This is a genomic window from Stenotrophomonas sp. STEN023, from assembly GCF_056760135.1.
Map to the genome: position 1 here is coordinate 1 of NZ_JBRREF010000046.1, position 21368 is coordinate 21368.

General features: G+C 64.0%; 22 protein-coding genes. 10 read left to right on the forward strand and 12 right to left on the reverse strand.

Annotation, left to right across the window (positions count from 1 at the left end):
- Window positions 1–203 precede the first annotated feature (203 nt).
- The 3 genes from ACVOLV_RS13590 to ACVOLV_RS13600 all read right to left on the reverse strand — a co-directional run bounded on the left by ACVOLV_RS13590 (window position 204) and on the right by ACVOLV_RS13600 (window position 2770).
- Window positions 204–1370, reverse strand: coding sequence for an endonuclease/exonuclease/phosphatase family protein (locus ACVOLV_RS13590; RefSeq protein ID WP_481554891.1), 1167 nt, complete (start codon window positions 1368–1370; stop codon window positions 204–206).
- Between the two features lie 131 nt (window positions 1371–1501).
- Window positions 1502–1888 (reverse strand): hypothetical protein, encoded by a 387-nt coding sequence (locus tag ACVOLV_RS13595; RefSeq protein WP_303747050.1) that lies wholly within the window; start codon window positions 1886–1888, stop codon window positions 1502–1504.
- A 120-nt stretch (window positions 1889–2008) separates the two neighbouring features.
- Window positions 2009–2770 (reverse strand): arginyltransferase, encoded by a 762-nt coding sequence (locus ACVOLV_RS13600; protein ID WP_481554864.1) that lies wholly within the window; start codon window positions 2768–2770, stop codon window positions 2009–2011.
- A 150-nt stretch (window positions 2771–2920) separates the two neighbouring features.
- Here ACVOLV_RS13600 and ACVOLV_RS13605 point away from each other — a divergent pair, with 150 nt between their 5' ends.
- A complete protein-coding gene (locus tag ACVOLV_RS13605) occupies window positions 2921–3505 on the forward strand; it encodes an EF-hand domain-containing protein (protein ID WP_481554865.1) in 585 nt (194 codons plus the stop codon).
- 66 nt (window positions 3506–3571) lie between these two features.
- On the opposite strand, the gene ACVOLV_RS13610 is transcribed toward ACVOLV_RS13605, so the two are convergent.
- From ACVOLV_RS13610 to ACVOLV_RS13625, 4 genes are all read right to left on the reverse strand, one after another.
- Window positions 3572–4786: an RNA polymerase sigma factor gene (locus tag ACVOLV_RS13610; RefSeq protein WP_481554866.1), complete on the reverse strand. Its 1215-nt coding sequence runs from the start codon at window positions 4784–4786 to the stop codon at window positions 3572–3574.
- A 61-nt stretch (window positions 4787–4847) separates the two neighbouring features.
- Window positions 4848–5390 (reverse strand): pathogenicity-like protein, encoded by a 543-nt coding sequence (locus tag ACVOLV_RS13615; RefSeq protein ID WP_481554867.1) that lies wholly within the window; start codon window positions 5388–5390, stop codon window positions 4848–4850.
- A 3-nt stretch (window positions 5391–5393) separates the two neighbouring features.
- Entirely contained in the window at window positions 5394–6290 is an 897-nt protein-coding gene (gene tesB / locus ACVOLV_RS13620; RefSeq protein ID WP_481554868.1) for an acyl-CoA thioesterase II, read from the reverse strand.
- Window positions 6291–6397: 107 nt separating this feature from the next.
- Window positions 6398–7180: an enoyl-CoA hydratase/isomerase family protein gene (locus ACVOLV_RS13625; RefSeq protein WP_481554869.1), complete on the reverse strand. Its 783-nt coding sequence runs from the start codon at window positions 7178–7180 to the stop codon at window positions 6398–6400.
- 36 nt (window positions 7181–7216) lie between these two features.
- Between ACVOLV_RS13625 and ACVOLV_RS13630 the strand changes: the two genes are divergently transcribed.
- Entirely contained in the window at window positions 7217–7660 is a 444-nt protein-coding gene (locus ACVOLV_RS13630) for a copper chaperone PCu(A)C (protein ID WP_481554870.1), read from the forward strand.
- On the opposite strand, the gene ACVOLV_RS13635 is transcribed toward ACVOLV_RS13630, so the two are convergent.
- The gene (locus ACVOLV_RS13635; RefSeq protein ID WP_481554871.1) at window positions 7661–8524 is read right to left on the reverse strand and encodes a cupin domain-containing protein; all 864 of its coding nucleotides are present in this window, start codon (window positions 8522–8524) and stop codon (window positions 7661–7663) included.
- Window positions 8525–8640: 116 nt separating this feature from the next.
- On the opposite strand from ACVOLV_RS13635, the gene ACVOLV_RS13640 reads away from it, so the two are divergent.
- On the forward strand, window positions 8641–9174 hold the full coding sequence (locus ACVOLV_RS13640; RefSeq protein ID WP_481554872.1) for a carboxymuconolactone decarboxylase family protein: 534 nt from the start codon (window positions 8641–8643) through the stop codon (window positions 9172–9174).
- Window positions 9175–9445: 271 nt separating this feature from the next.
- Here the strand turns inward: ACVOLV_RS13640 and ACVOLV_RS13645 are convergent, their stop codons facing one another.
- Together ACVOLV_RS13645 and uvrA are read right to left on the reverse strand one after the other, a co-directional pair.
- On the reverse strand, window positions 9446–9853 hold the full coding sequence (locus tag ACVOLV_RS13645) for an acyl-CoA thioesterase (RefSeq protein WP_481554873.1): 408 nt from the start codon (window positions 9851–9853) through the stop codon (window positions 9446–9448).
- Window positions 9850–12813: an excinuclease ABC subunit UvrA gene (gene uvrA / locus ACVOLV_RS13650; protein ID WP_481554874.1), complete on the reverse strand. Its 2964-nt coding sequence runs from the start codon at window positions 12811–12813 to the stop codon at window positions 9850–9852. The genes ACVOLV_RS13645 and uvrA overlap by 4 nt, the downstream gene beginning before the upstream one ends.
- A 317-nt stretch (window positions 12814–13130) precedes the next feature.
- Here uvrA and rplU point away from each other — a divergent pair, with 317 nt between their 5' ends.
- The 4 genes from rplU to ACVOLV_RS13670 all read left to right on the forward strand — a co-directional run bounded on the left by rplU (window position 13131) and on the right by ACVOLV_RS13670 (window position 15114).
- On the forward strand, window positions 13131–13439 hold the full coding sequence (gene rplU, locus ACVOLV_RS13655) for a 50S ribosomal protein L21 (RefSeq protein WP_282269142.1): 309 nt from the start codon (window positions 13131–13133) through the stop codon (window positions 13437–13439).
- A gap of 19 nt (window positions 13440–13458) precedes the next feature.
- Window positions 13459–13719, forward strand: a complete 261-nt coding sequence (rpmA, locus tag ACVOLV_RS13660) for a 50S ribosomal protein L27 (protein ID WP_282269141.1) — start codon at window positions 13459–13461, stop codon at window positions 13717–13719.
- A gap of 169 nt (window positions 13720–13888) precedes the next feature.
- Window positions 13889–14947 (forward strand): GTPase ObgE, encoded by a 1059-nt coding sequence (gene obgE / locus ACVOLV_RS13665; RefSeq protein WP_481554875.1) that lies wholly within the window; start codon window positions 13889–13891, stop codon window positions 14945–14947.
- Between the two features lie 17 nt (window positions 14948–14964).
- Window positions 14965–15114: a hypothetical protein gene (locus tag ACVOLV_RS13670; protein WP_481554876.1), complete on the forward strand. Its 150-nt coding sequence runs from the start codon at window positions 14965–14967 to the stop codon at window positions 15112–15114.
- 132 nt (window positions 15115–15246) lie between these two features.
- Here the strand turns inward: ACVOLV_RS13670 and ACVOLV_RS13675 are convergent, their stop codons facing one another.
- The gene (locus ACVOLV_RS13675; RefSeq protein WP_481554877.1) at window positions 15247–15384 is read right to left on the reverse strand and encodes a hypothetical protein; all 138 of its coding nucleotides are present in this window, start codon (window positions 15382–15384) and stop codon (window positions 15247–15249) included.
- A gap of 106 nt (window positions 15385–15490) precedes the next feature.
- Entirely contained in the window at window positions 15491–15760 is a 270-nt protein-coding gene (gene rpsT, locus ACVOLV_RS13680; RefSeq protein ID WP_057629708.1) for a 30S ribosomal protein S20, read from the reverse strand.
- A gap of 115 nt (window positions 15761–15875) precedes the next feature.
- Between rpsT and murJ the strand changes: the two genes are divergently transcribed.
- The 3 genes from murJ (at window position 15876) to ileS (ending at window position 21318) form a co-directional block, all read left to right on the forward strand.
- Window positions 15876–17477, forward strand: a complete 1602-nt coding sequence (gene murJ / locus ACVOLV_RS13685; protein ID WP_481554892.1) for a murein biosynthesis integral membrane protein MurJ — start codon at window positions 15876–15878, stop codon at window positions 17475–17477.
- Between the two features lie 65 nt (window positions 17478–17542).
- Complete coding sequence (locus tag ACVOLV_RS13690; protein ID WP_481554878.1) at window positions 17543–18490, forward strand: bifunctional riboflavin kinase/FAD synthetase; 948 nt, start codon at window positions 17543–17545, stop codon at window positions 18488–18490.
- Window positions 18487–21318, forward strand: a complete 2832-nt coding sequence (gene ileS / locus ACVOLV_RS13695; protein ID WP_481554879.1) for an isoleucine--tRNA ligase — start codon at window positions 18487–18489, stop codon at window positions 21316–21318. Before ACVOLV_RS13690 ends, ileS begins: the two co-directional genes overlap by 4 nt.
- Window positions 21319–21368 lie beyond the last annotated feature (50 nt).

Here is a 21368-nt window from a genome sequence, read left to right on the forward strand (position 1 = left end):
GCGGCTCGCCCCCCGGTCCGCCCCCCCCCCAACAACCCTGCGCCCACCACACTCCGGTGGAGGCGCGGCCCCCCCCCCCCGCGAAGCTGGCAATGCTGCAGCAGCGGGACGCATCGTCATCTGATGATGTACGAGCTTCGCGGCTTACACCGCTCCCACAAAATCCAGAAGCAAAAAAAAAGCCGGCTTAGCCGGCGTTTTTTTTACTTCACATCCACCCAGACAAGATGGTGGTCGCTACCGTCGGCGATCTTCGCTTCCGGGCTGTCATTGGCTGGCCAGAACACGCCGCTGCCGATATAGCTCAGGCCGGAGGAGGGCAGTACATAGTCCAGACGCATCGTGCCCGAGCGCGGGCCGAAGTCGCCGGTGGCATGCTGCGGCGCGCCGCGGCGGACGATGCCTTTCTCGGCATAGGCCAGGCTGGTCTGCTCGGCACCGACGCTGGTCGGGGTCGGGTAGCGCAGCACGCGCGGGTGTTCCAGCAGTTCGAGGATGGCGTCGTGGCGGCCGTCACCATCGGCCGGATCGTTGTTCAAGTCGCCAACGATGACGAAGCGCGCGTCAGCGGCGAGGCCACCGCACGCGCCCTTGTCATCGCACAGCCAGGGCTTGTCGCCGCCGTCCAGGTATTCCTTCCACAGCCGCAGTTCGTCGTGGTTGCGCGCGGCATTGCGCTTTTCCTTGCCATCGAACACCGGCGGAGTGGGGTGCGATGCCAGCACGTGCACGGTGCCCAGCGGGGTGCGCACCGGCACATCCCAATGCGATTTGGACGACAGCCGCAGCTGTGACCACACCGCATCCGGCCAGAACGACTTGCCGGTGCTCGGGTCGGTTGGGCGCAACGCATCCGGCATCGTGCTCCACTTCAACAGCTGGAAGGTGCGCACGGCGGCTTCATCGATCGGGTACCTGGACAGCACCAACATGCCGTACTGGCCCGGGTGCAGGCCGTAGCCCCAGGCATCGTTGCCGCGTTCGCGGCCCTTGCCACCGACGCTGCCGTTGTTGTCCAGGTCCAGTCCGCTTGGCACGCCGGTGTTGACCGGAGCCAGATAGCGGTACGGGTACTTCAGTGCATCGCCGCCGCCGGGCTGGGCGACTTCCAGATAGCGTTGCTGGAACAGGTCGGCGGCGCGGTGGGCGTCGTCGAAATCGAATTCGTTGAGCAGGACCAGATCCGGCCGGGTCTGCTGCAGCACAGCAGCGATCTTGCGCGCGTGCGCGCTGTCGCCCTGCAGTTCGCGGATCAGGCCGCCTTCTTCTTCGGAGTACAGCGAGGTGTTGTACGTCGCCAGCCGCAGCTGCTCCGGCGCGGCGGCGCTGCCGCTGGGTGAGGTGGAACAGGCTGCCAACAGCAGGGTCATCGGGGCGAGTAGGGTTGAGATGCGCATCCGCCGATTTTCTCACGTCGCCATGACGATAAGGCGAAATGAGCGCTGGCAAAAACACGGACGCCCCGCGAGCGGGGCGTCCAGGGACAGCGTTGCTACGTTGCTTAGAACGAGCAACCCATCGCGCCGAAGCTGGTCTTTGCCTGTTCCAGCGCGGTCTTGCACTGATTGGCCAGCTCGGTCTTGTCGGTCACGCCTGCCCAGGCGCTACGCGACTGCTCGATGCCCTGCTTCATCATGTCGCGCTGGGCTTCGGGAACCTTGTCGCTGATGCATGCGTAGACCTTTTCCAGGTACTGATCGCATTCCGGAACGCCGGTGCCGGCCTTGACGGTGTCGGTGGCCGGAGCCGGGGTGACTTCGGCTGCAGCTGCTGCCGGAGCAGCGGCCGGGGTGGCTGCCGGTGCGTCGGTGGCCGGGGTTTCGGCCTTCTTGCAGCCAGCGAGGGCCAGGGTGCCAATGGCAGCCAGAATCAAAAGTTGGGTCTTCACGCATTACTCCTGTTGAATGGATACTTCCTTGCGCCATCACGTTGCGCGATGACATTCCTATTTTGCATAAATCCCGGTTAAATAAGTATCAAGGGCCGTCACAATTGAGCGCGGTCCCGATCACGGCAGGCCGAGACCGCCGTCCTGCTCGCCCAGCACCCAGCGCTTGCCATCGAAATATTCCAGCGGGCTGTAGCGGCGCTTGTAGTCCATCTTGCGGTGGCCGTTGATCCAGTAGCCCAGATACAAGTGCGGCAAGCCAGTGCGCTGCGCCCAGGCAATCTGCTGCAGGATGCCGAAGGTGCCGAGGCTGCGTTTTTCCTGCTCAGGATCAAAGAACGTATACACCGCGGACAGGCCGAGCTCGGTGACATCGGTGACCGCAACGGCCAGCAGTTGCCCGCGTTCGCCGCCGGCACCGGGCGCGCGGATTTCCATGAAGCGGCCATGTGACCAGCTACCGACCAGGAACTGGTCGAACTCGTGCGGGCCGTGTTCGTCCATGCCGCCCTTGGCGTGGCGGTGGGCGAGGTAGCGCCGATACAGCGCGAATTGTTCGTCGGTGCGCTCGGCCGGCAGAATCCGGCATTGCAGGTCGGCGTTGTGCGCCAGGCAACGGCGCTGGCTGCGGTCAGGGCGGAAACGCGCCACCGGGATGCGCACTGGCACGCAGGCGCGACAGCCTTCGCAATGCGGGCGGTACACAAGGTCGCCGGAGCGGCGGAAGCCCCAGGTCAATGCCATCGGGTAAAGCGCGCCCAACCGCTCGTCCTGGGGATCCAGCACCAGGTCTCTTGCCTGCCGTTCCGGCCAATAGCCACAGGGGTGCTCGCCGGTCTGGAACAGGCGCAGTTCTTCGTTGTTTTCGCCGTGGGCTGCCATGCGCACAGCATAGCCGTGGCGCGTCGCAAAACCTGCGCCTGTCTGCGTGATGAATATTGCCGGCGCAGCGGTCAACCGAGCTGCAGGTTGGCGCGTTGACCGTAGCAAGGACGCAATGCCGCGTCCGCAGCCTCACCACGGAGCCCCACCATGACCAAGACCCACCGCAAACCTCTCCTCCTGCTGGCGATGCTGCTGGCCACCTCGGCGACCGGCTTGGTGTTCGCGGCTGCGCCGACCAGCACCAGCCCGGCGCCGCAACGCCTGGATGCCAACAATGACGGCGTGGTTGATCGCCAGGAAGCTGCGGCACTACCGCGCCTTGCGCAGCGTTTCGACGAGTTGGACAAGAACAAGGACGGCAAGCTGTCGCGCGAGGAACTGCCGCGTCCGCGTCATGGCGCACGTCACGGCGGTGATCGCCACGGTGGCCATCACGGCCAACGCGACGGCGGTTTCATGCGCGGGATGGATACCGACAACGATGGCCGCATCAGTGCCGCCGAATACCAGGCCAATTTCGCTCGCCTGGACGTCAACAAGGACGGCTACATCGACCAGGCTGATCGCCAGGCCCGTGCCGAACAGCGCCGCGCCGAATGGTTTGCCAAGGCCGATACCAACAAGGACGGCAAGTTGAGCCCGGAAGAACTGCAGGCCGCACGCAAGGACGGTCACCGCGAGCATCGTGGCCCGCGCGGCCCGATGCCGCCGCAGGCTCCAGCTACGAAGTAAGTTGCAACAAGGCGCCGATCGACAACACCCCCGCTGGCAACAGCGGGGGTGTTTTGTTGCTGGATTTCAGTGCTGCAGCAAAGCGTACAGCGTCGCCATCACTGCCAGCAGCGATGCGCTGACCACGGCGCTGCGCCCGAACATGCTCTGATAGATCCAGGATGGGCCGTTGCGGCCATGCCGGGCGGCATCACGAGCAAGCATCGGCGCCATCATGCGCGGCAGCGTGACCAGGTACTGGTAGTTCAACACCGCCATGCCTATTGCCAGGGTCAGCAGTCCGCCAACCGGGCCCATACGGAGCACAACGCCGGCCATGGCGCAGATGCAGAACACCAGGGCGCTGACGGTGTGCAGGCGCATGAAACGGCGTACACGCAGGGTTTCCTCCGGCGTCTCGGCATAGTGCAGCAGGTAGATATTGGTGAGATAGGCCCCAACCGTGCCAAACACGACTGCGCCCGCCACGATCCATAGATCGAAAGGGTTCTCGAACAATGCGTTTACGGCGGCACCGAGTGTTCCCGCGGCCGCACCGCTGCCGGCGGTGTTGACGCCAAGAGTGCCGACCCCCAGTTTGCCAGCGCTGGTGCCGGCAACACCTGCACCGCTGGCAATGATCGCAGCGCTGGCTACGCCAGGAGCGGCCAGCATCAGCGCCGAGCTGACCACGGCGGCGAAGGCCGCGCTCGGCGCCGAGTTGCGTGCGAATTCACCAAAGCGCTTGAGCATTTCCTCGCGGACACTGGCGCGGGCACGCGACAGGCGCTTGCGCACGGCGGCATCGCTCAGCCCCAGCAGCATGGCGACCTGCTGCGAGCTTTGCCCTTCGCGGTAGTACAGCAGCAGGGCTTCGCGGCTGTCCTCGGGCAGGGCCGAGATGATTTCCTCGGCGACCAGTTCTTCCTCCACCCGCGCCATCACATCAACGCCGTTGGGTGCAGGGTCGGCGGCCATGCTGATGGCGATTTCCGCAGCCTCTCCGCTGAGCGGCCGGTTGCGGTTGGCACGCAGCCAGTCGCGGGCCAGGTTGCGGGTGATCTGCCGCAACCACGGCAGGAAACTGGAGGCGTTGTTGAGCTGGGTCAGCTGCTGCCAGGCCTTGATGAAGGCTTCCTGGGCGATGTCCTCGCTGGCCTGGACGTCGCGGGTGATGGCCAGGGCAATCGCAGTCACCGTGTTCTGGCAGGCCAGCACGATGCGCCCATAGGACTGCGTGCAGCCCTGGCGGGCGGCAGGCAGTTCGTTCTGCAGCATGATTTCCAGCGTTTCGGTGCTCATCGGACAGGCCTTTTCGACGGTACTGCCAAACAGGACGGGCACCGAAGCCCAATGTGACCGATTATTTTTCCGGTGCCGGTGCCGGTGCCGGTGCCGGTGCCGGCGGCGCGGCGTCAGGCTGGGACTGGATGCGGACGCGGAACTCGTCTTCGCTGGGTTGCTGTTGGGCCGGCTGCACCTGCGCGGCGGGGGCGGCCGGAGCAGCGGTCGGCGCAGTGCGATGGCGCATCATGATCACCAGCGCCACGCCGGCAATCACCACCAGCAGGGCGATGCGGATCCGCCACGCCCAACTCCGCCCATTGCTGGCTTCGCCTGGGGTTTCGCGGAAGGCGTACTCGGCGGTGGGGTGGTCGCGGCGGGTGGTGTCGAGCAGGCGCTTGTCGCGCAGGATCTCCCGTGCACGCGGCTGGTCATTGGCGTGCACCACCCAGACCGCGGGCTGGTTCTCGTTGTTGACCTTGTCGGTATAGCTGAACTGACCGCGGCGCTTGCTGTGGTACGAGCGGCCGTTGGTGACGCGCACCTCGATACCGGCATCGCGCAGGATCTGCGCCACGCCTTCGGCGTTCTCGACGCGCTGGCTGCTGAAAATCTTGCGCATGGTTCAGCCCTTGCTCGCTTCGTTGTCGTCGGGGGTCACGCGGATCAGGCCTTCCTGTGCGGTACTGGCCACCAGCACGCCATCGCGGGTGTAGAACTGGCCACGCGCCAGGCCGCGCGAATCCTGCGCGCTCGGGCTGTCCAGCGAGTACAGCAGCCAGTCGTCGGCGCGGAACGGGCGGTGGAACCAGATGGCGTGGTCCAGCGAGGCCATCTGCACATGCGGCTGGTAATAGCTGATGCCGTGCGGGAAGGTCGCGGTGCCGAGCAGATGGAAGTCCGAGGCATAGGCCAACAGCGCCTGATGCAGCTCCGGCGCATCGCCGATCTTCTCGTTCAAACGCAGCCACACCTGGTGGTAGGGCGGGCGCTTGGGTGGGTTCAGTTCGTCACGCGGATAGACATGGCGGAACTCGAACGGACCACCGCGCGAAAGCCAGCGCTGCACCTTCACCGGCAGCCGCTCCAGCACGTCGGCCGGCACCGGGCGATTGGGCTCGATGTCTTCGGGCTGCGGGACGTCGGGCATCTTGTGCTGGTGCTCGGCGCCGCTCTCGGCCTGCTGGAATGAGGCCGCACAGAAGAAGATCACCTTGCCGTGCTGGATCGCGGTGACCCGGCGCACCGAGAAGCTGCCGCCGTCACGGGTGCGGTCCACGTCATAGACGATGGGGTGATCGATATTGCCGGCGCGCAGAAAATAGGCGTGCAGCGAGTGCACGTGGCGGCCGTTCTCGACCGTTGCCTGCGCAGCCGCCAGTGCCTGGCCCAGCACCTGGCCGCCGAACACGTATTTGGTGCCGATATCGCGGCTCTGGCCACGGAACAGGTTGTCCTCCAGCCGCTCCAGCGACAGCAGGTCAATCAGTTCGGAGACCACGGGTTCGGGCGTGTTGGACAAGGCGGCGGCCTTCTTTTCGACAGGCCGCGATTATAGGCGAGCAGGGGAGGGGGAACGCAGGCAGGTGCAGCTGCCGGTAGCGATCCCCAGCACGGATCGAGTGATGCTCAGCTCTTGCCCAGGCGAGCAGCCAAGGCTTGCAACGCGCCCTGCGCATCCGGCGAGAACCAGGCCTCGACGAAGCGTTCCAGCTGGATGTGCTCGGCCTGCATGGCCTCATGCAGGTCGGCGCGGGCGATGGCGCGGGTCTGCAGCATAGGCTGCGGCGGCAGCTTGAGCTGGGCCTGCAGCCAGCCGATGGCGCGTTCGACCACCTGCGCTGCGCCGTCGGCCAGCTCATCGACCAGGCCGATTTCCAGGGCGCGCTCGGCGCTGACCAGCTGGCCGCCGGTCAGCAAGACGCCGGCTCGGTGGTGGCCGACCACGCGGCGCATCAGCCGCTGGATGCCTTCCGGAGCGACCAGGCCCACCTGCACCTCGTTCAGGCCGATCACATAGGGTTTTGCCGGGTCGGCACTGCGTGCCATCACCCGGTAATCGCAGCACAGCGCCAGTACGCAGCCGCCGGCCGGTGAATGCCCGGTCAGCGCGGCCACCACCGGCACGCGGCTTTCGGCCAGTACCCGTGCAGCGCCGAAGAAGGCCTGCCAGCTGTCCATCAACTTGCGCCTGTCATCGCCATGCGAGAGCAGGTGCGGCACGTCCATGCCGCCGGTGAAGATGCGCTCGCTGCCGGACAGCACGATGCCGTGCACGTCATCGGTCATGGCCAAGGTGACGGCGGCAATCAGCGCGCGGCACAGTTCGGTGTCCAGTGCGTTGACCGGCGGCCGCGCCAGGCGCAGTTCACGGATGGGGCCATGGTTGATCACTTCGATGAGCGTGGTCATGCTGCGGGTTCTCGTACGGCAAGGAGTCGTGGCCTGATGATAACCAAACCATTCGTGTGCGTATTGTTGGCCTTGGTTGCGTTCGAGGCGGCAGCTGCAGCGCCGGCCTGTGTGAGCGTGGAGCAGGGTTGGGTGCGGTTGACCCCGGCGGCGACGCGGATGGCGGCGGGCTTTGCGCGCATTCGCAACGGCTGTGCCGGTGAGGTGGTTGTCATCGGTGCGGGCAGCAAGGCCTTTGCTGATGTGTCGTTGCATGAAACCACGGTGACGGAAGGCGTCAGCCGGATGCGCGAAATCGAACGCTTGCCGATTGCCGCGGGCGCGTCGGTCGAGCTGAAGCCCGGCGGCCTGCATTTGATGCTGATGCAGCCGGAAGTGCCGCTGACCGACGGCGCGCAGTTGCCGTTGCGGCTGAGCCTGGAAAATGGAACCAAGGTCGACGGAATGCTGCAGGTACGACGTGAGGCGCCCGCGCGTTGATCAGGCCTGGGCCTGTTTCAGCCAGTCGCGCGGCGACATTCCGGTTTTGGCGTTGAATACCCGCGACAGCGCCGAGGCATTGGCATAACCGAGTTCGTCGGCCAGCGTCTTGATCGGCCGGCCTTGGCGCAGCCGGCGCTGGGCCAGTGCAATGCGCCAATCGGTGAGGTAGTCCAGCGGCGTCTGTCCGACGATGTCGCGAAAACTGTTGGCAAATGCAGTGCGCGACATGCCTGCCTGCTCGGCGAGGCTGATGAGTGTCCAGCTCTCGCCCGGACGATCGTGCATGGCGGCCAATGCGCGCGCCAAACGCTGATCCGACAGCCCGGTGATAAAGCCGGCAGGTATCCCGGCTTCCTGCGGATGATCCAGCAGCCAGCGCAGCAGCTGGATGACCACGACTTCGAACAGACGATCGGTGAGCAGGCGTTGGCCGCAGCGGACGTTGTCGGTTTCGTTGAACAGCAGTTCCAGCGTCAGCGCCAGGCCGGGGATGCGCGCCAGTGGTAGCGCGATCAAGGACGGCAGGCCGCGTACCAGCGGATGCGCGATGCCGCCATCGAAGTCCAGGCGGGCACAGGTGAAATCGGCGCCCTCGCGTGGCGGGTTGTGGAAGCGATGGCTGAACGGGCGCGGATAGAACAGCAGTGTCGGCTCCTCGAAGTGCATCGAGGCAGGGATATCGCGGCTGCCGGGATGGCTGACCTCGAGCTGGCCACGCCGCAGTACGTGCAGGTAGGCGTGGCCTTCCCCCGCATCGAAGCTGGTCAGCCCGCATAGCGGGCCGGAGTGGAACAGCTGCGCCTGGAAGTGGAAGTTCTCCAGGACGCCGGCCAGGCGATCCACGGGCGGGAGGCTGCTCATCTGTATCAATTGGTTTATTTGGTGGACTGATCGTATCAAATGGTTCGGGTTCGGGCGGGATACTTCTTTCACGGGCTGACGGCCCGGCAAACATCCCAACCGATCAGGAGATCACCATGTCACGCATCAATCTTGAAACCCGGACCGCCCCCGCCGCCAGCCAGCCGCTGCTGGCGCAGATCCATCAGGCCTTCGGCGCGACGCCGAACATGTTCAAGGCGGTGTCCAATTCCCCGGCTGCGCTGCAGAGCATGTGGGCTGCGTTTGGCGCACTGGGCAAGGGCAGCCTTGGCGGCAAGCTGGGCGAGCAGCTCGCCGTTGCGATCGCCAACCGCAATCGCTGTGAGTACTGTCTGGCCGCGCATACCGTGCTGGGGCAGAAGGCGGGTGCTAGCGCTGTTGAAATGGCATCGGCACAGGCGGGTCAGTCCGGAGATGCACGTACTGCTGTGGCATTGCGATTCGCGCTGAAAGTAGTGGAGCAGCGTGCGCAGCTGGACGATGCCGATGTGGCCGAGCTGCGTAGCGTGGGCTTCGGTGACGAACAGATCGTCGAGATTCTCGCCCATGTGGCGTTGAATCTGTTCACCAACTACATCAACGTGGCGTTGGATGTGCCGGTGGATTTTCCGAAGGTGGCGTTGAAGTAAGGCTGCGCGAAGGCAGGCAGTTCGCCGCCGAGCCCGCAACTGCAGCTGAAGCCCGCAACTGCAGCTGAAGCCCGCAACTGCAGCTGAAGCCCGCAACTGCAGCTGAAGCCCCTCTCCCGCTCGCGGGAGAGGGGTTGGGGTGAGGGCGCTTTAAAGCTCCAAAAGCTCTAAAAGCTTTAAAAGCTTTAAAAGCTCCCCTCATCCGCCCTTGCGGGCACCTTCTCCCGCATGCGGGAGAAGGGATGCGTCACACGCTTCGTGCGCTGATGGCTCAGCTCGAAGCACCCCGAACAGCCTCAGGCAACGGCGCACTCTTGCCCGTCTGCGTATCCATCCACACCACCACCACATTGCCGTCCGAATACAGCTTGCTGTCGTCGTTCTGGTCAACGATGCGGTGGCCAATGGTCACGCTGCTGTTGCCCAGGCGTTCGACGAACAGCTCGACCACGATGTCGTTCGGCCACACGATCGGCAAGCGATAGTTGATGTTGGTGTTGGCCACCACCGGTGCGATGCGGTCCGTCATCGACACGCCTTCCACACCCAGCATCCAGCGCACGCGCGCTTCTTCCAGATAGGAGACGTACTTTGCGTTGTTGACGTGGCCCATCGAGTCCATGTCACGCCAGCGCACGCTGATCGGTATGCGGGCCAGTTGCTTGTGTTCGTTACTCATTTTGCAGCCTTCTTCTTGGCGGGTGCGGCAGCCTTCTTTACGGCCGTTTTCTTGACCGGCTTTTCCTTGCGCGGCGGACGCGCATCGGGCTTGTTGGCCACGGCTGCCGGTTGCTCCGGACGCGCGCTGGTACTCGGCAGCATCTTGGCCAGGAACTGGCCGGTGTAGGAATCAGGATGTGCCGCCACGTCTTCCGGCGTACCAGTGACCAACACCGTGCCACCGCGGTGGCCACCTTCCGGACCGAGATCGACGATCCAGTCAGCAGTCTTGATCACGTCCAGGTTGTGCTCGATCACCACCACTGTATTGCCTTCGTCGCGCAGCTTGTGCAGCACGCCGAGCAGGGCTTCGATGTCGTGGAAGTGCAGGCCGGTGGTCGGCTCGTCGAGGATGTACAGGGTGCGGCCGGTGTCGCGGCGCGACAGTTCCTTGGACAGCTTCACGCGCTGTGCTTCACCACCGGACAGCGTGGTCGCGCTCTGGCCCAGCTTGATGTAACTCAGGCCAACGTCCATCAACGTTTCCAGCTTGCGCGCAATCGACGGCACCGGCTCGAACAGGCGCAGGGCATCTTCGACCGTCATCTGCAGCACGTCGTTGATGTTGAAGCCCTTGTAGAGGATCTCCAGCGTCTCGCGGTTGTAGCGCTTGCCGTGGCAGACGTCGCAAGGCACATACACGTCCGGCAGGAAGTGCATTTCCACCTTGATCAGGCCATCGCCCTGACAGGCTTCGCAGCGGCCGCCACGCACGTTGAAGCTGAAACGGCCCGGCGAGTAACCACGCGCACGCGCCTCCGGCACCTGTGCGTACAGCTCACGCAGCGGCGTGAACAGGCCGGTATACGTCGCCGGGTTGGAGCGCGGGGTGCGGCCAATCGGCGACTGGTCGATGTCGACGACCTTGTCGAACAGGTCCAGCCCCTCGACGCTCTTGTACTTGGCAATCGGGTGCGAAGAGCCGTTGATCTCGTTGGCGGCCAGCGAGAACAAGGTGTCGTTGATCAGCGTCGACTTGCCTGAGCCGGACACGCCGGTGACGCAGGTCAGCAGGCCGGACGGAATATCCAGGTCCACGTTCTTCAGGTTGTTGCCACTGGCGCCGCGCAGGCGCAGGGTCATCTTCGGATTGGGCTTGTGTCGGCGTGCCGGGATCTCGATGCGGCGCTTGCCTGACAGGTACTGGCCGGTCAGTGAGCGCGGTGCATCCAGCAGGTCCTGCAGCTGGCCCTGGCCGACGATTTCGCCGCCATGCACGCCTGCGCCGGGGCCGATATCGACCACGTAATCGGCCAAGCGGATCGCGTCTTCGTCATGCTCGACCACGATCACCGTATTGCCCAGATCACGCAGACGGGTGAGGGTGCCGAGCAGGCGCTCGTTGTCGCGCTGGTGCAGGCCGATGGACGGCTCGTCGAGCACATACATCACGCCGACCAGACCGGCACCGATCTGCGAAGCCAGACGGATACGCTGCGCTTCACCGCCGGACAAGGTGTCGGCCTTGCGCTCAAGGGTGAGGTAATCAAGGCCGACATCGACCAGGAAGCCGAGCCGCTCGCCAATCTCTTTGACGATCTTGGTGGCGATCTCGCCACGCCAGCCGGGCAGGCTCAGTTCGCTGAAGAAGCGCTTGGCTTCGTCGATCGGCAGCACCGCGATTTCCGGCAACGGACGATCAGCGACAAACACATTGCGCGCTGCCTTGTTCAAGCGTGCGCCCTTGCACTCCGGGCACGGCCGCGAGCTGATGTACTTGGCCAGCTCCTCGCGCACGGCCGGCGATTCGGTCTCGCGGTAGCGGCGTTCGAGGTTGGGGATGATGCCTTCGAAGCGGTGCTTGCGCTGGTTGCGGCCACCGGCTTCGGTGAAATAGGTGAAGGTGATCTGGTCTTCGCCGCTGCCGTACAGCACGGCCTGCTTGACGTTGTCCGGCAGCGACTGCCAAGTGGCATCCACATCGAACTTGTAATGCTTGGCCAGCGAGGCGATCAGCTGGAAGTAATAAGCATTGCGACGGTCCCAGCCGCGTACCGCACCGGCGGCCAGCGACAGTTCCGGATGCACGACCACGCGGTTCGGGTCGAAGAACTCGGCCACACCCAGGCCATCGCAGCCCGGGCAGGCGCCGACCGGCGAGTTGAACGAGAACAGCCGCGGTTCCAGCTCAGGCAGCGCGTAATCGCAGACCGGGCAGCTGTACTTGGAGGAGAACAGCTGCGGCGTGCTGTCGGCGGCATCCAGGGTCATCACCGTGGCCATGCCATCGCCCAGCTTGAGCGCGGTTTCAAAGCTTTCGGCCAAGCGCTGTTTGATGTCTTCGCGCGGGCGGAAACGATCAACCACGGCCTCGATGGTGTGCTTCTGGCGCAGGGTCAGCGCCGGCACTTCATCGATTTCGTATAGCTCGCCGTCAACGCGTACGCGCACGAAGCCCTGCGCACGCAGTTGGTCGAAGACCTGTGCATGCTCGCCTTTGCGATCACGGATGACCGGCGCCAGCAGCATGTAGCGTTGTTCCGGATCCAGGGTCAGTACCTGATCAACCATCTGGCTGACGGTCTGCGCTTCCAACGGATAGCCGTGGTCAGGGCAGCGCGGGCTGCCGACGCGGGCGTAGAGCAGGCGCAGGTAGTCGTAGATCTCGGTGATGGTGCCGACGGTGGAGCGGGGGTTGTGCGAGGTCGACTTCTGCTCGATGGAGATCGCCGGCGACAGGCCTTCGATGTGATCCAGGTCGGGCTTCTCCATCACGCTCAGGAACTGCCGCGCATACGCCGACAGCGACTCGACATAGCGGCGCTGGCCTTCGGCGTAGATGGTGTCGAACGCCAACGAGGACTTGCCCGAGCCGGACAGGCCGGTGATCACGATCAGTTTGTCGCGGGGCAGGTCGAGATCGATGTTCTTGAGATTGTGCGTCCGCGCACCGCGGATGCGGATGAAATCCATCGCCATGGGAAATCCGATTTGGAGCGCTGCCGGCTGGGCCGGAAGCAGGATGTGTGGGGGCGTCGCTGACGGCAGTCAATCAGCCTAGCGGCCTTGTCATTTGGGGGCAATTGCCAGTTTTGCCAGTGCTGTTTCCCGCCAGTGGGCCGGATACCGGCGCGGGGGGGGGGGGCCGGGGGGGGGGCCGGCCGGGGGGGGCGCGCCCGGGCGGGTCAGGGCAGGGGGTGGGTTGACCCGAGCTCGGTCTGCCCGGTAAAATCCCGCTTCTGTCCGCCCTCGATGGCGGGCAAGGCGACCACAATAACTACAGAGGAAGTCTGGTCATGTATGCAGTTCTGGTAACTGGCGGTAAGCAGTACCGCGTCGTTCAGGGTGAAACCCTGCGCGTGGAAAAACTCGAAGTCGAAGCTGGCAACGAGATCAAGTTTGACAACATCCTGATGCTCGGCGATGCCGACGGCATCAAGCTGGGTGACGCGCTGAAGGGCGCTTCGGTGACCGCCAAGGTTGTGGCTCATGGCCGCGCCGACAAGGTCCGGATCATCAAGTTCCGTCGCCGCAAGCACCACATGAAGCGTCAGGGTCACCGTCAGTACTACACCGAAATCGAAATCACCGGCATCGCCGGCTAATTGCTAAGGAGCATCCGTCATGGCACATAAAAAGGGCGTAGGTTCCTCGCGCAACGGTCGCGATTCCAACCCGAAATACCTCGGCGTCAAGATCTTTGGTGGCCAGGCCATCGAAGCTGGCAACATCATCGTGCGTCAGCGCGGCACCCAGTTCCACCCGGGTGCAGGCGTCGGCCTGGGCCGTGACCACACGCTGTTCGCGTTGGTTGATGGCAAGGTTGAGTTCACGGTGAAGGGTGCCAACAAGCGCCGTACCGTCAGCGTTGTCACGGAAGCTTAATTCCGTACACGCAAGCCGCCCATACTCCGGTGTGGGCTGCTGACGAGAGCCCCGCTTCGGCGGGGTTTTTCGTTGGAACCCCGACATTCCGGGGTGCAGGGCCGATAATGGGCTGTACCTGCTTCTGCTATTCCCCCAATCCCCATTTCCCAATCCCGGCGTTAAATTCATGAAACTTGTAGACGAAGCGGAGATCGAAGTCATCGCTGGCAAAGGCGGCAATGGCTGTATCGGCTTTCGCCGCGAAAAGTTCATTCCGCTCGGTGGTCCGGATGGTGGCGATGGCGGCAATGGCGGCAGCGTCTGGATCCGTGCCGACGAAAACCTGAACACCCTGGTCGACTTCCGTCATGACCGCATCTTCAAGGCGCAGCGCGGCGAGAACGGCATGGGCCGCCAGGCCTATGGCAAGGGCGGCGAAGACCTGGTCATCACCGTGCCGGTCGGCACCGTGGTGATGAACGTCGACACCGACGAAGTCATTGGCGACATGACCGCGCATGGCGATCGCCTGCTGGTTGCCAAGGGCGGCAAGGGTGGCCTGGGCAATATGCACTTCAAGAGCTCCACCAACCGCGCGCCGCGTCAGGCGCTGCCGGGTGAAGAGGGTGAGGAGCGCCTGCTCAAGCTGGAGCTGAAGCTGCTGGCCGACGTTGGCCTGCTGGGCTTCCCCAATGCGGGCAAGAGCACCTTGATCCGCGCCGTTTCGGCGGCGACGCCGAAGGTGGCTGATTACCCATTCACCACTTTGTACCCGAACCTGGGTGTGGTGAAGGTCGAGAATTACCGCAGCTTCGTGATCGCCGATATTCCGGGGCTGATCGAGGGTGCGGCTGACGGTGCCGGCTTGGGTGCGCAGTTCCTGCGCCATCTGCAGCGCACTCGTCTGTTGTTGCACCTCGTCGACATCTCGCCGATGGAAGGTGGTGTTGAGGGCATTTCGCCGGTTGAGCAGGTGCGTGCGATCGAGCGCGAGCTCGGCAAGCATGACCCGGAGCTGCTGGAGAAGCCGCGCTGGCTGGTGCTGAACAAGGCCGACCTGATGTTCGAGGATGAGGCCAAGGAGGCGGCTGAGCAGATCATCAAGGAGCTGGGTTGGACCGGCCCGTGGTATCTGGTGTCGGCACTGGGTCGTGAAGGTACCTGGCCGATCATGAAGGACATCATGGCGTCCTTCGATCAGCAGAAGATTCTGGAAGCTGAAGAGCGTCACGCAGCGGGCGAATGATTTTTCGCTGCTAGCTGATGCTTGAGGAAAACCCGGCGAAAGCCGGGTTTTCTGTTTTGGCTTTAGCTTTAGCTTTAGCTTTGGCTTTGGCTTTGGCTTTGGCAGTGGCAGTGGCAGTGGCAGTGGCAGTGGCAGTGGCGGTGGCAGTGGCTGGTGCTTGTGCTTAAAGCCCCTCTCCCGCCTGCGGGAGAGGGGTTGGGGTGAGGGCAAGCTTTTGCTTGAAAAGCCAAATCCAGGTCAAAGGCCCCCCTCATCCGCCCTTCGGGCACCTTCTCCCGCAAGCGGGAGAAGGGAGTTGTTCAGGCTTTTCCTGGTCGGCCCAAAGCCAAAACCACAGCCAAAGCCAAGGCCACGGCTACAGCCAAAGCCAAAGCCAAAGCCAAAGCCAAAGCCAAAGCCAAAGCCAAAGCCAAAGCCAAAGCCAAAGCCAAAGCCATGTGGGAGGCGTCTGCCTCGCTTCCTCAAAAATCGCCCAACAAAAAACCCGACACGAGGCCGGGTTTTTCATGCCGGGAGTCTTGCGACTCCAGGTTGTTGCGCGGATCAGGCAGCCTTGATGGCTTTGATGCGTGCAGTCAAACGGCTCTTATGACGCGCAGCCTTGTTCTTGTGAATCAGGCCACGGGCGCTGAAACGGTCGAGGATCGGCTGGGCGACGGCAAAGGCTGCCTCGGCGCCAGCGGCGTCGTTGGCATCCAGAGCCTTGATCACCTTCTTGACGGCGGTGCGCAGCATCGAACGCTGAGCCGTGTTGCGCGCGTTGCGCACAACGGTCTGCTTGGCGCGCTTCTTGGCGGACTTGATATTGGCCACAGTGGTGGTTTCCTGAAAATCGATGTGGTGGGAACAGCAAGCATGCAAGTATGATGGCTGTCCGAATGAACGTCAAGTCAAGTTGTCAAGGGGGCCGTGGGTGAGTTCACCGCGCATGTTGCGGGGGCTGCTGTCGTTCAGCAGCATGACGATGATTTCCCGGGTTCTAGGCCTGGTACGCGATCAGGTTATCACTACCACCTTCGGTAGTAACGCCGTCACCGATGCCTTCTGGGTAGCGTTTCGGGTGCCCAATTTCCTGCGCCGCCTGTTCGCCGAGGGCTCATTCGCCACGGCCTTCGTGCCGGTCTTCACCGAGGTCAAGGAGACCCGTCCGCATGCCGATTTGCGCGAGCTGATGGCGCGGGTGTCCGGCACCTTGGGTGGCGCGCTGCTGGTGGTCACTGCGTTGGCGCTGATTTTCACGCCGCAGTTGGCCTTCCTGTTCAGCAGCGGTGCGACAGATCCGGCCAAGCAGGGCCTGCTGATCGATCTGTTCAGGTTGACCTTCCCATTCCTGCTGTTCGTCTCGTTGACGGCTTTGGCCGGAGGCGCGCTGAACAGTTTCCAGAAATTCGCTATGCCGGCGCTGACGCCGGTGATCCTCAATCTGTGCATGATCGCTGGCGCGCTGTGGCTGGCGCCGCGGCTGGGTGGCACGCCGGAGAAGCAGATTCTGGCGCTGGGCTGGGCGGTGCTGGCGGCCGGTGTGCTGCAGCTGCTGTTCCAGCTACCCGGGCTGAAGGGCATCAATCTGCTGACCCTGCCGCGTTGGGGTTGGAATCACCCGGATGTGCGCAAGGTGCTGACGCTCATGGTGCCGACCCTGTTCGGTTCCTCGGTGGCACAGATCAACCTGCTGCTGGATACGGTGATCGCTGCGCACCTGACCGATGGCTCGCAGTCGTGGCTGTCGCTGGCTGACCGCTTCCTGGAGCTGCCGCTTGGCGTGTTTGGGGTTGCTTTGGGTACGGTGATCCTGCCGGCGCTGGCCCGCCATCACGTCAAGACCGACGGCGAGGGCTTCTCCAATGCGCTGGACTGGGGCCTGCGCATGACCTTGCTGATCGCAGTGCCGGCCATGCTGGCCTTGCTGCTGCTGGCCGAGCCGCTGATCGCAACGCTGTTCCAGTACAAGAAGTTCACTGAATTCGACACCCAGATGACTGCGCTGGCGGTCTATGGCCTGAGTTTCGGGCTGCCGGCGTTCGCCTTGCTGAAGGTGGTGTTGCCGGCGTTCTACTCGCGCCAGGACACCAAGACCCCGGTACGTGCCGGTCTGGTGGCACTGGTCGCCAACATGGTCTTCAACTTCATCCTGCTGGCGGTGGTTTTCCACTTCATGGTGCCGCCGGAGCTGAAGGCGCAGGGCGTGATGGCGGCGCTGGGCAAGCAGCCGGGCCTGCACCTGGCGCTGGGTATTGCCAGTGCGCTTTCCAGTTACCTGAACCTGATCCTGCTCTGGCATTGGCTTGGCAAGACCGGCGTCTACCAGCGCCGGCCGGGCTGGGGGGGCTATCTGCTGCGTCTGGCTGTGGCCTGTGCGGCGATGGTTGCAGTGCTGTTGGGCCTGCTGCATTGGCTGCCGGAGTTCACTCCGATGGACAAATGGCAGCGTGCCAGTGCCCTGGCGCTGCTGGTTAGCGGTGGCGGTGCGAGCTATCTGCTGGCGATGATTGCGATGGGCTTCCGTCCGCGCGACCTGCGCGGCCACTGAGCCGCCCGTTATACTTCAGGGCTACACACGACAGAACCGGCCCATATGGGCCGGATCCGGATGGAATGAGCAGGCTTTTTAGAGACGTCGAAGGCGGGGTGTTGTTCCCGCAGGGAAGCGTGGTCTGCATTGGTGCCTTCGATGGCCTGCACCTGGGCCATCGGGCGCTGGTGCGCCACGCAGTTGCCCGTGCCCGCGCCTTGGGTGTGCCCGCCGTGGCCTTGGGCTTCGAGCCGCTGCCGCGCGAGTTCTTCGCCAAGGACAACCCGCCGCCGCGCTTGATGCTGGCCCGTGACAAGGTCGCCACGCTGCGTGAGCTGGGGGTGGACAGCGTCGGCCTGCTGCGCTTTGACGCCAAGATGGCGGCGATCACCGCCGAGGACTTCGTCCGCGACATGCTGGTGCGCCGGCTGGGTGCGCGTGAAGTCTGGATCGGCCCCAAGTTCCATTTCGGCAACCGCCGTGGCGGCGATATCGCGCTGCTGCAGGCGATGGGCGCCGAGTTGGGCTTCGTCGCCGGCGAGATCGAGCCGGTGCACCTGAACGGCGAGCGTATTTCCAGCACCCGCATCCGCGAGTTGATCGTGGCCGGCGAGTTCGCCCATGCCGGCGAATTGCTGGGCCGTCCGTACTCGATAGGCGGCCGGGTCGTGCGTGGGCGCCAGCTCGGACGCACCCTGGGTTTCCCCACCGCCAACTTGCGTTTCCCGAAAACACCCGCACTTTCTGGTATCTACGCTACGTGGGTGCATGGTGTGTTCGAGCAGCCATGGCCGTCGGTGTCGAGCTTTGGCACGCGCCCCACGGTTGAAGGTGTGGAGCCGCTGCTTGAGGCACATCTGTTCGACTTCAATGGCGATCTGTACGGCCGTCACATCGAAGTGGAGTTTGTTGCCAAACTGCGGGATGAAGAGAAGTTCAACGATCTGCCGGCCTTGACCGAGCAGATGCACCGCGACGCAGAGCAAGCGCGTCGCATCCTCAACGAACACAGATTGCGAGCTACCGCGTGAGCCAGGATTACAAAGCCACCCTTCATCTGCCAGCAACGGAGTTCCCGATGCGCGGCGATCTGCCCAAGCGCGAGCCGGGCATCCTGGCACGGTGGGAAGAGCAGGGCATTTACGCGCAGCTTCGCGAGAACGCGAAGGGCCGCCCGCTGTTCGTGCTGCACGACGGCCCGCCGTATGCCAATGGCCAGATCCACCTGGGCCATGCGGTCAACAAGATCCTCAAGGACATCATCGTCAAGTCGCGCTACATCGACGGCTTCGATGCGCCCTACGTGCCGGGCTGGGATTGCCACGGCCTGCCGATCGAAATCGCGGTCGAGAAGAAGTGGGGCAAGGTCGGCGTCAAGCTTGATGCCGAGCAGTTCCGGCAGAAGTGCCGTGAGTACGCCGAAGAGCAGATCAACCTGCAGCGCGCTGATTTCAAGCGCCTGGGTGTGATCGGCGATTGGGAAAACCCGTACAAGACGCTGAGCTTCGACTTCGAGGCCAATGAAATCCGTGCGTTGGCCAAGATTGTCGCCAACGGCCACCTGGTGCGCGGCGCCAAGCCGGTGCATTGGTGCTTCGACTGCGGCTCGGCGCTGGCCGAAGCTGAAATCGAATACCAGGACAAGACCTCGCCGGCGATCGACGTGGCGTATGCCGCGCGTGATTCCAAGGCGCTGGCCGCCAGCTTCGGTGTTGAGCTGCCGGCCGGTGTGGAAGTGGCGGTGCCGATCTGGACCACCACGCCGTGGACGCTGCCAGCTTCTCTGGCGGTGTCGCTGGGTGCGGACATCGACTACGCGCTGGTCGAAGGCCCTGCGCACAATGGCCAGCCGCGCTGGCTGGTGCTGGCCTCGGCGCTGGCCGAACGCTCACTAGGCCGCTACGGCGTGGCCGAAGTGGTCGTACATGGTCACGCCAAGGGTTCGGTGCTGGAAAACCAGCTGCTGGCACACCCGTTCTATGCCAATCGTGACATCCCGCTGCTCAACGGTGAGCACGTGTCCGATGCCGACGGTACCGGTGCGGTGCACACCGCGCCTGGCCACGGTCAGGAAGATTTCGCGGTCAGCCTGCAGTACGGGCTGATGGACAAGTACAACGCCGGCCAGATCAATCCGATCGACGGCAGCGGTGTGTACTTGCCGTCGACGCCGCCGGCTGGCACGGTCGAGCTGGCCGGTCAGCACCTGTGGAAAGCACAGCCGCTGATCGTCGAAGTGCTGCGCGAAAGCGGCGCATTGCTGGCTTTCTTCGAAATCCAGCACAGCTACCCGCATTGCTGGCGTCACCGCAAGCCGGTCGTGTTCCGTGCCACCCCGCAGTGGTTCATTTCGATGGACAAGGCCAATCTGCGCGACGACGCGATGGCAGCCATCGACAACGTGGGCTGGTTCCCGAGCTGGGGCAAGGCGCGTATCAGCAGCATGGTCGACGGCCGCCCGGACTGGTGCATCAGCCGCCAGCGTACCTGGGGCGTGCCGATTGCCTTGTTCACCCACCGCGAAACCGGCGAGCCGCACCCGCGCAGCGTCGAGCTGATGCAGCAGGTGGCCGACCGCGTGGAGCAGGGCGGCATCGACGTCTGGTATTCGCTGGACGCCAGCGAGCTGCTCGGCGATGAAGCCGCCCAGTACGAAAAGGTCACCGACATCCTCGATGTCTGGTTCGACTCCGGCGTCACCCACGAAGGCGTGCTGCTGGCACGTGGCTACGGCAAGCCGGCCGACCTGTACCTGGAAGGTTCCGACCAGCACCGCGGCTGGTTCCAGTCTTCGCTGCTGACCGGCGTGGCCATCGACAAGCACGCGCCGTACAAGCAGTGCCTGACCCACGGCTTCACCGTGGACGAGCACGGCCGCAAGATGTCCAAGTCGCTGGGCAACGGCATCGAGCCGCAGGAAATCATGCGCACCCTGGGCGCGGATATCCTGCGCCTGTGGATCGCCTCGGCCGATTACAGCAACGAGATGTCGCTGTCGCAGGAAATCCTCAAGCGCAATGCCGATGCCTACCGTCGCCTGCGCAACACCGCGCGCTTCCTGCTTGGCAACCTGGACGGTTTCGATCCGACCCAGCACCTGGTTGCGTTGCCGGACATGGTCGCCCTGGACCGCTGGATCGTGCATCGCGCGTTCGAGCTGCAGGAGAAGATCAAGGCCGCCTACGCCAACTACAACATGGCTGAGATCGTGCAGTTGCTGCTGAACTTCTGCAGCGTCGATCTGGGCTCGCTGTACCTGGACGTGACCAAGGACCGCCTGTACACCATGCAGGAAGATTCGCGCGGCCGCCGTTCGGCGCAGACGGCGATGTTCCATATTGCCGAAGCGTTCGTGCGCTGGGTTGCACCGATCCTCACCTTCACCGCCGAAGAGCTGTGGGGTTACCTGCCGGGCGAGCGCGTCGACAACGTGCTGTTCTCCACCTGGTATGACGGCCTGGCGCCGTTGCCGGCCGATGCACAGTTGAACGCTGCCGATTTCGATCAGCTGCTGGCGCTGCGCGAGCAGGTCTCCAAGGTGCTGGAGCCGATGCGTGCCAATGGCGCTATCGGTGCCGCGCTGGAAGCGGAGATCACTGTTGCTGCCAATGAAGAGCAGGCCGCACGCTGGCAACCGCTGGCCGACGAGCTGCGCTTCCTGTTCATCAGTGGCGATGTCAGCGTGCGCCCGGCGACCACCGACGAGGTGTTTGTCAGTGCGCAGCCGACCGACAAGTCCAAGTGCGTGCGTTGCTGGCATTACCGTGCCGACGTCGGCTCGGTGGAAGCACATCCGGAGCTGTGCGGCCGCTGCGTCAGCAACATCGATGGCGCTGGTGAAGACCGCCGCTGGTTCTGAACAAGGCATCAGGCGAAGCGGATGAGAAACCTCTCATCCGCTTCATCGCA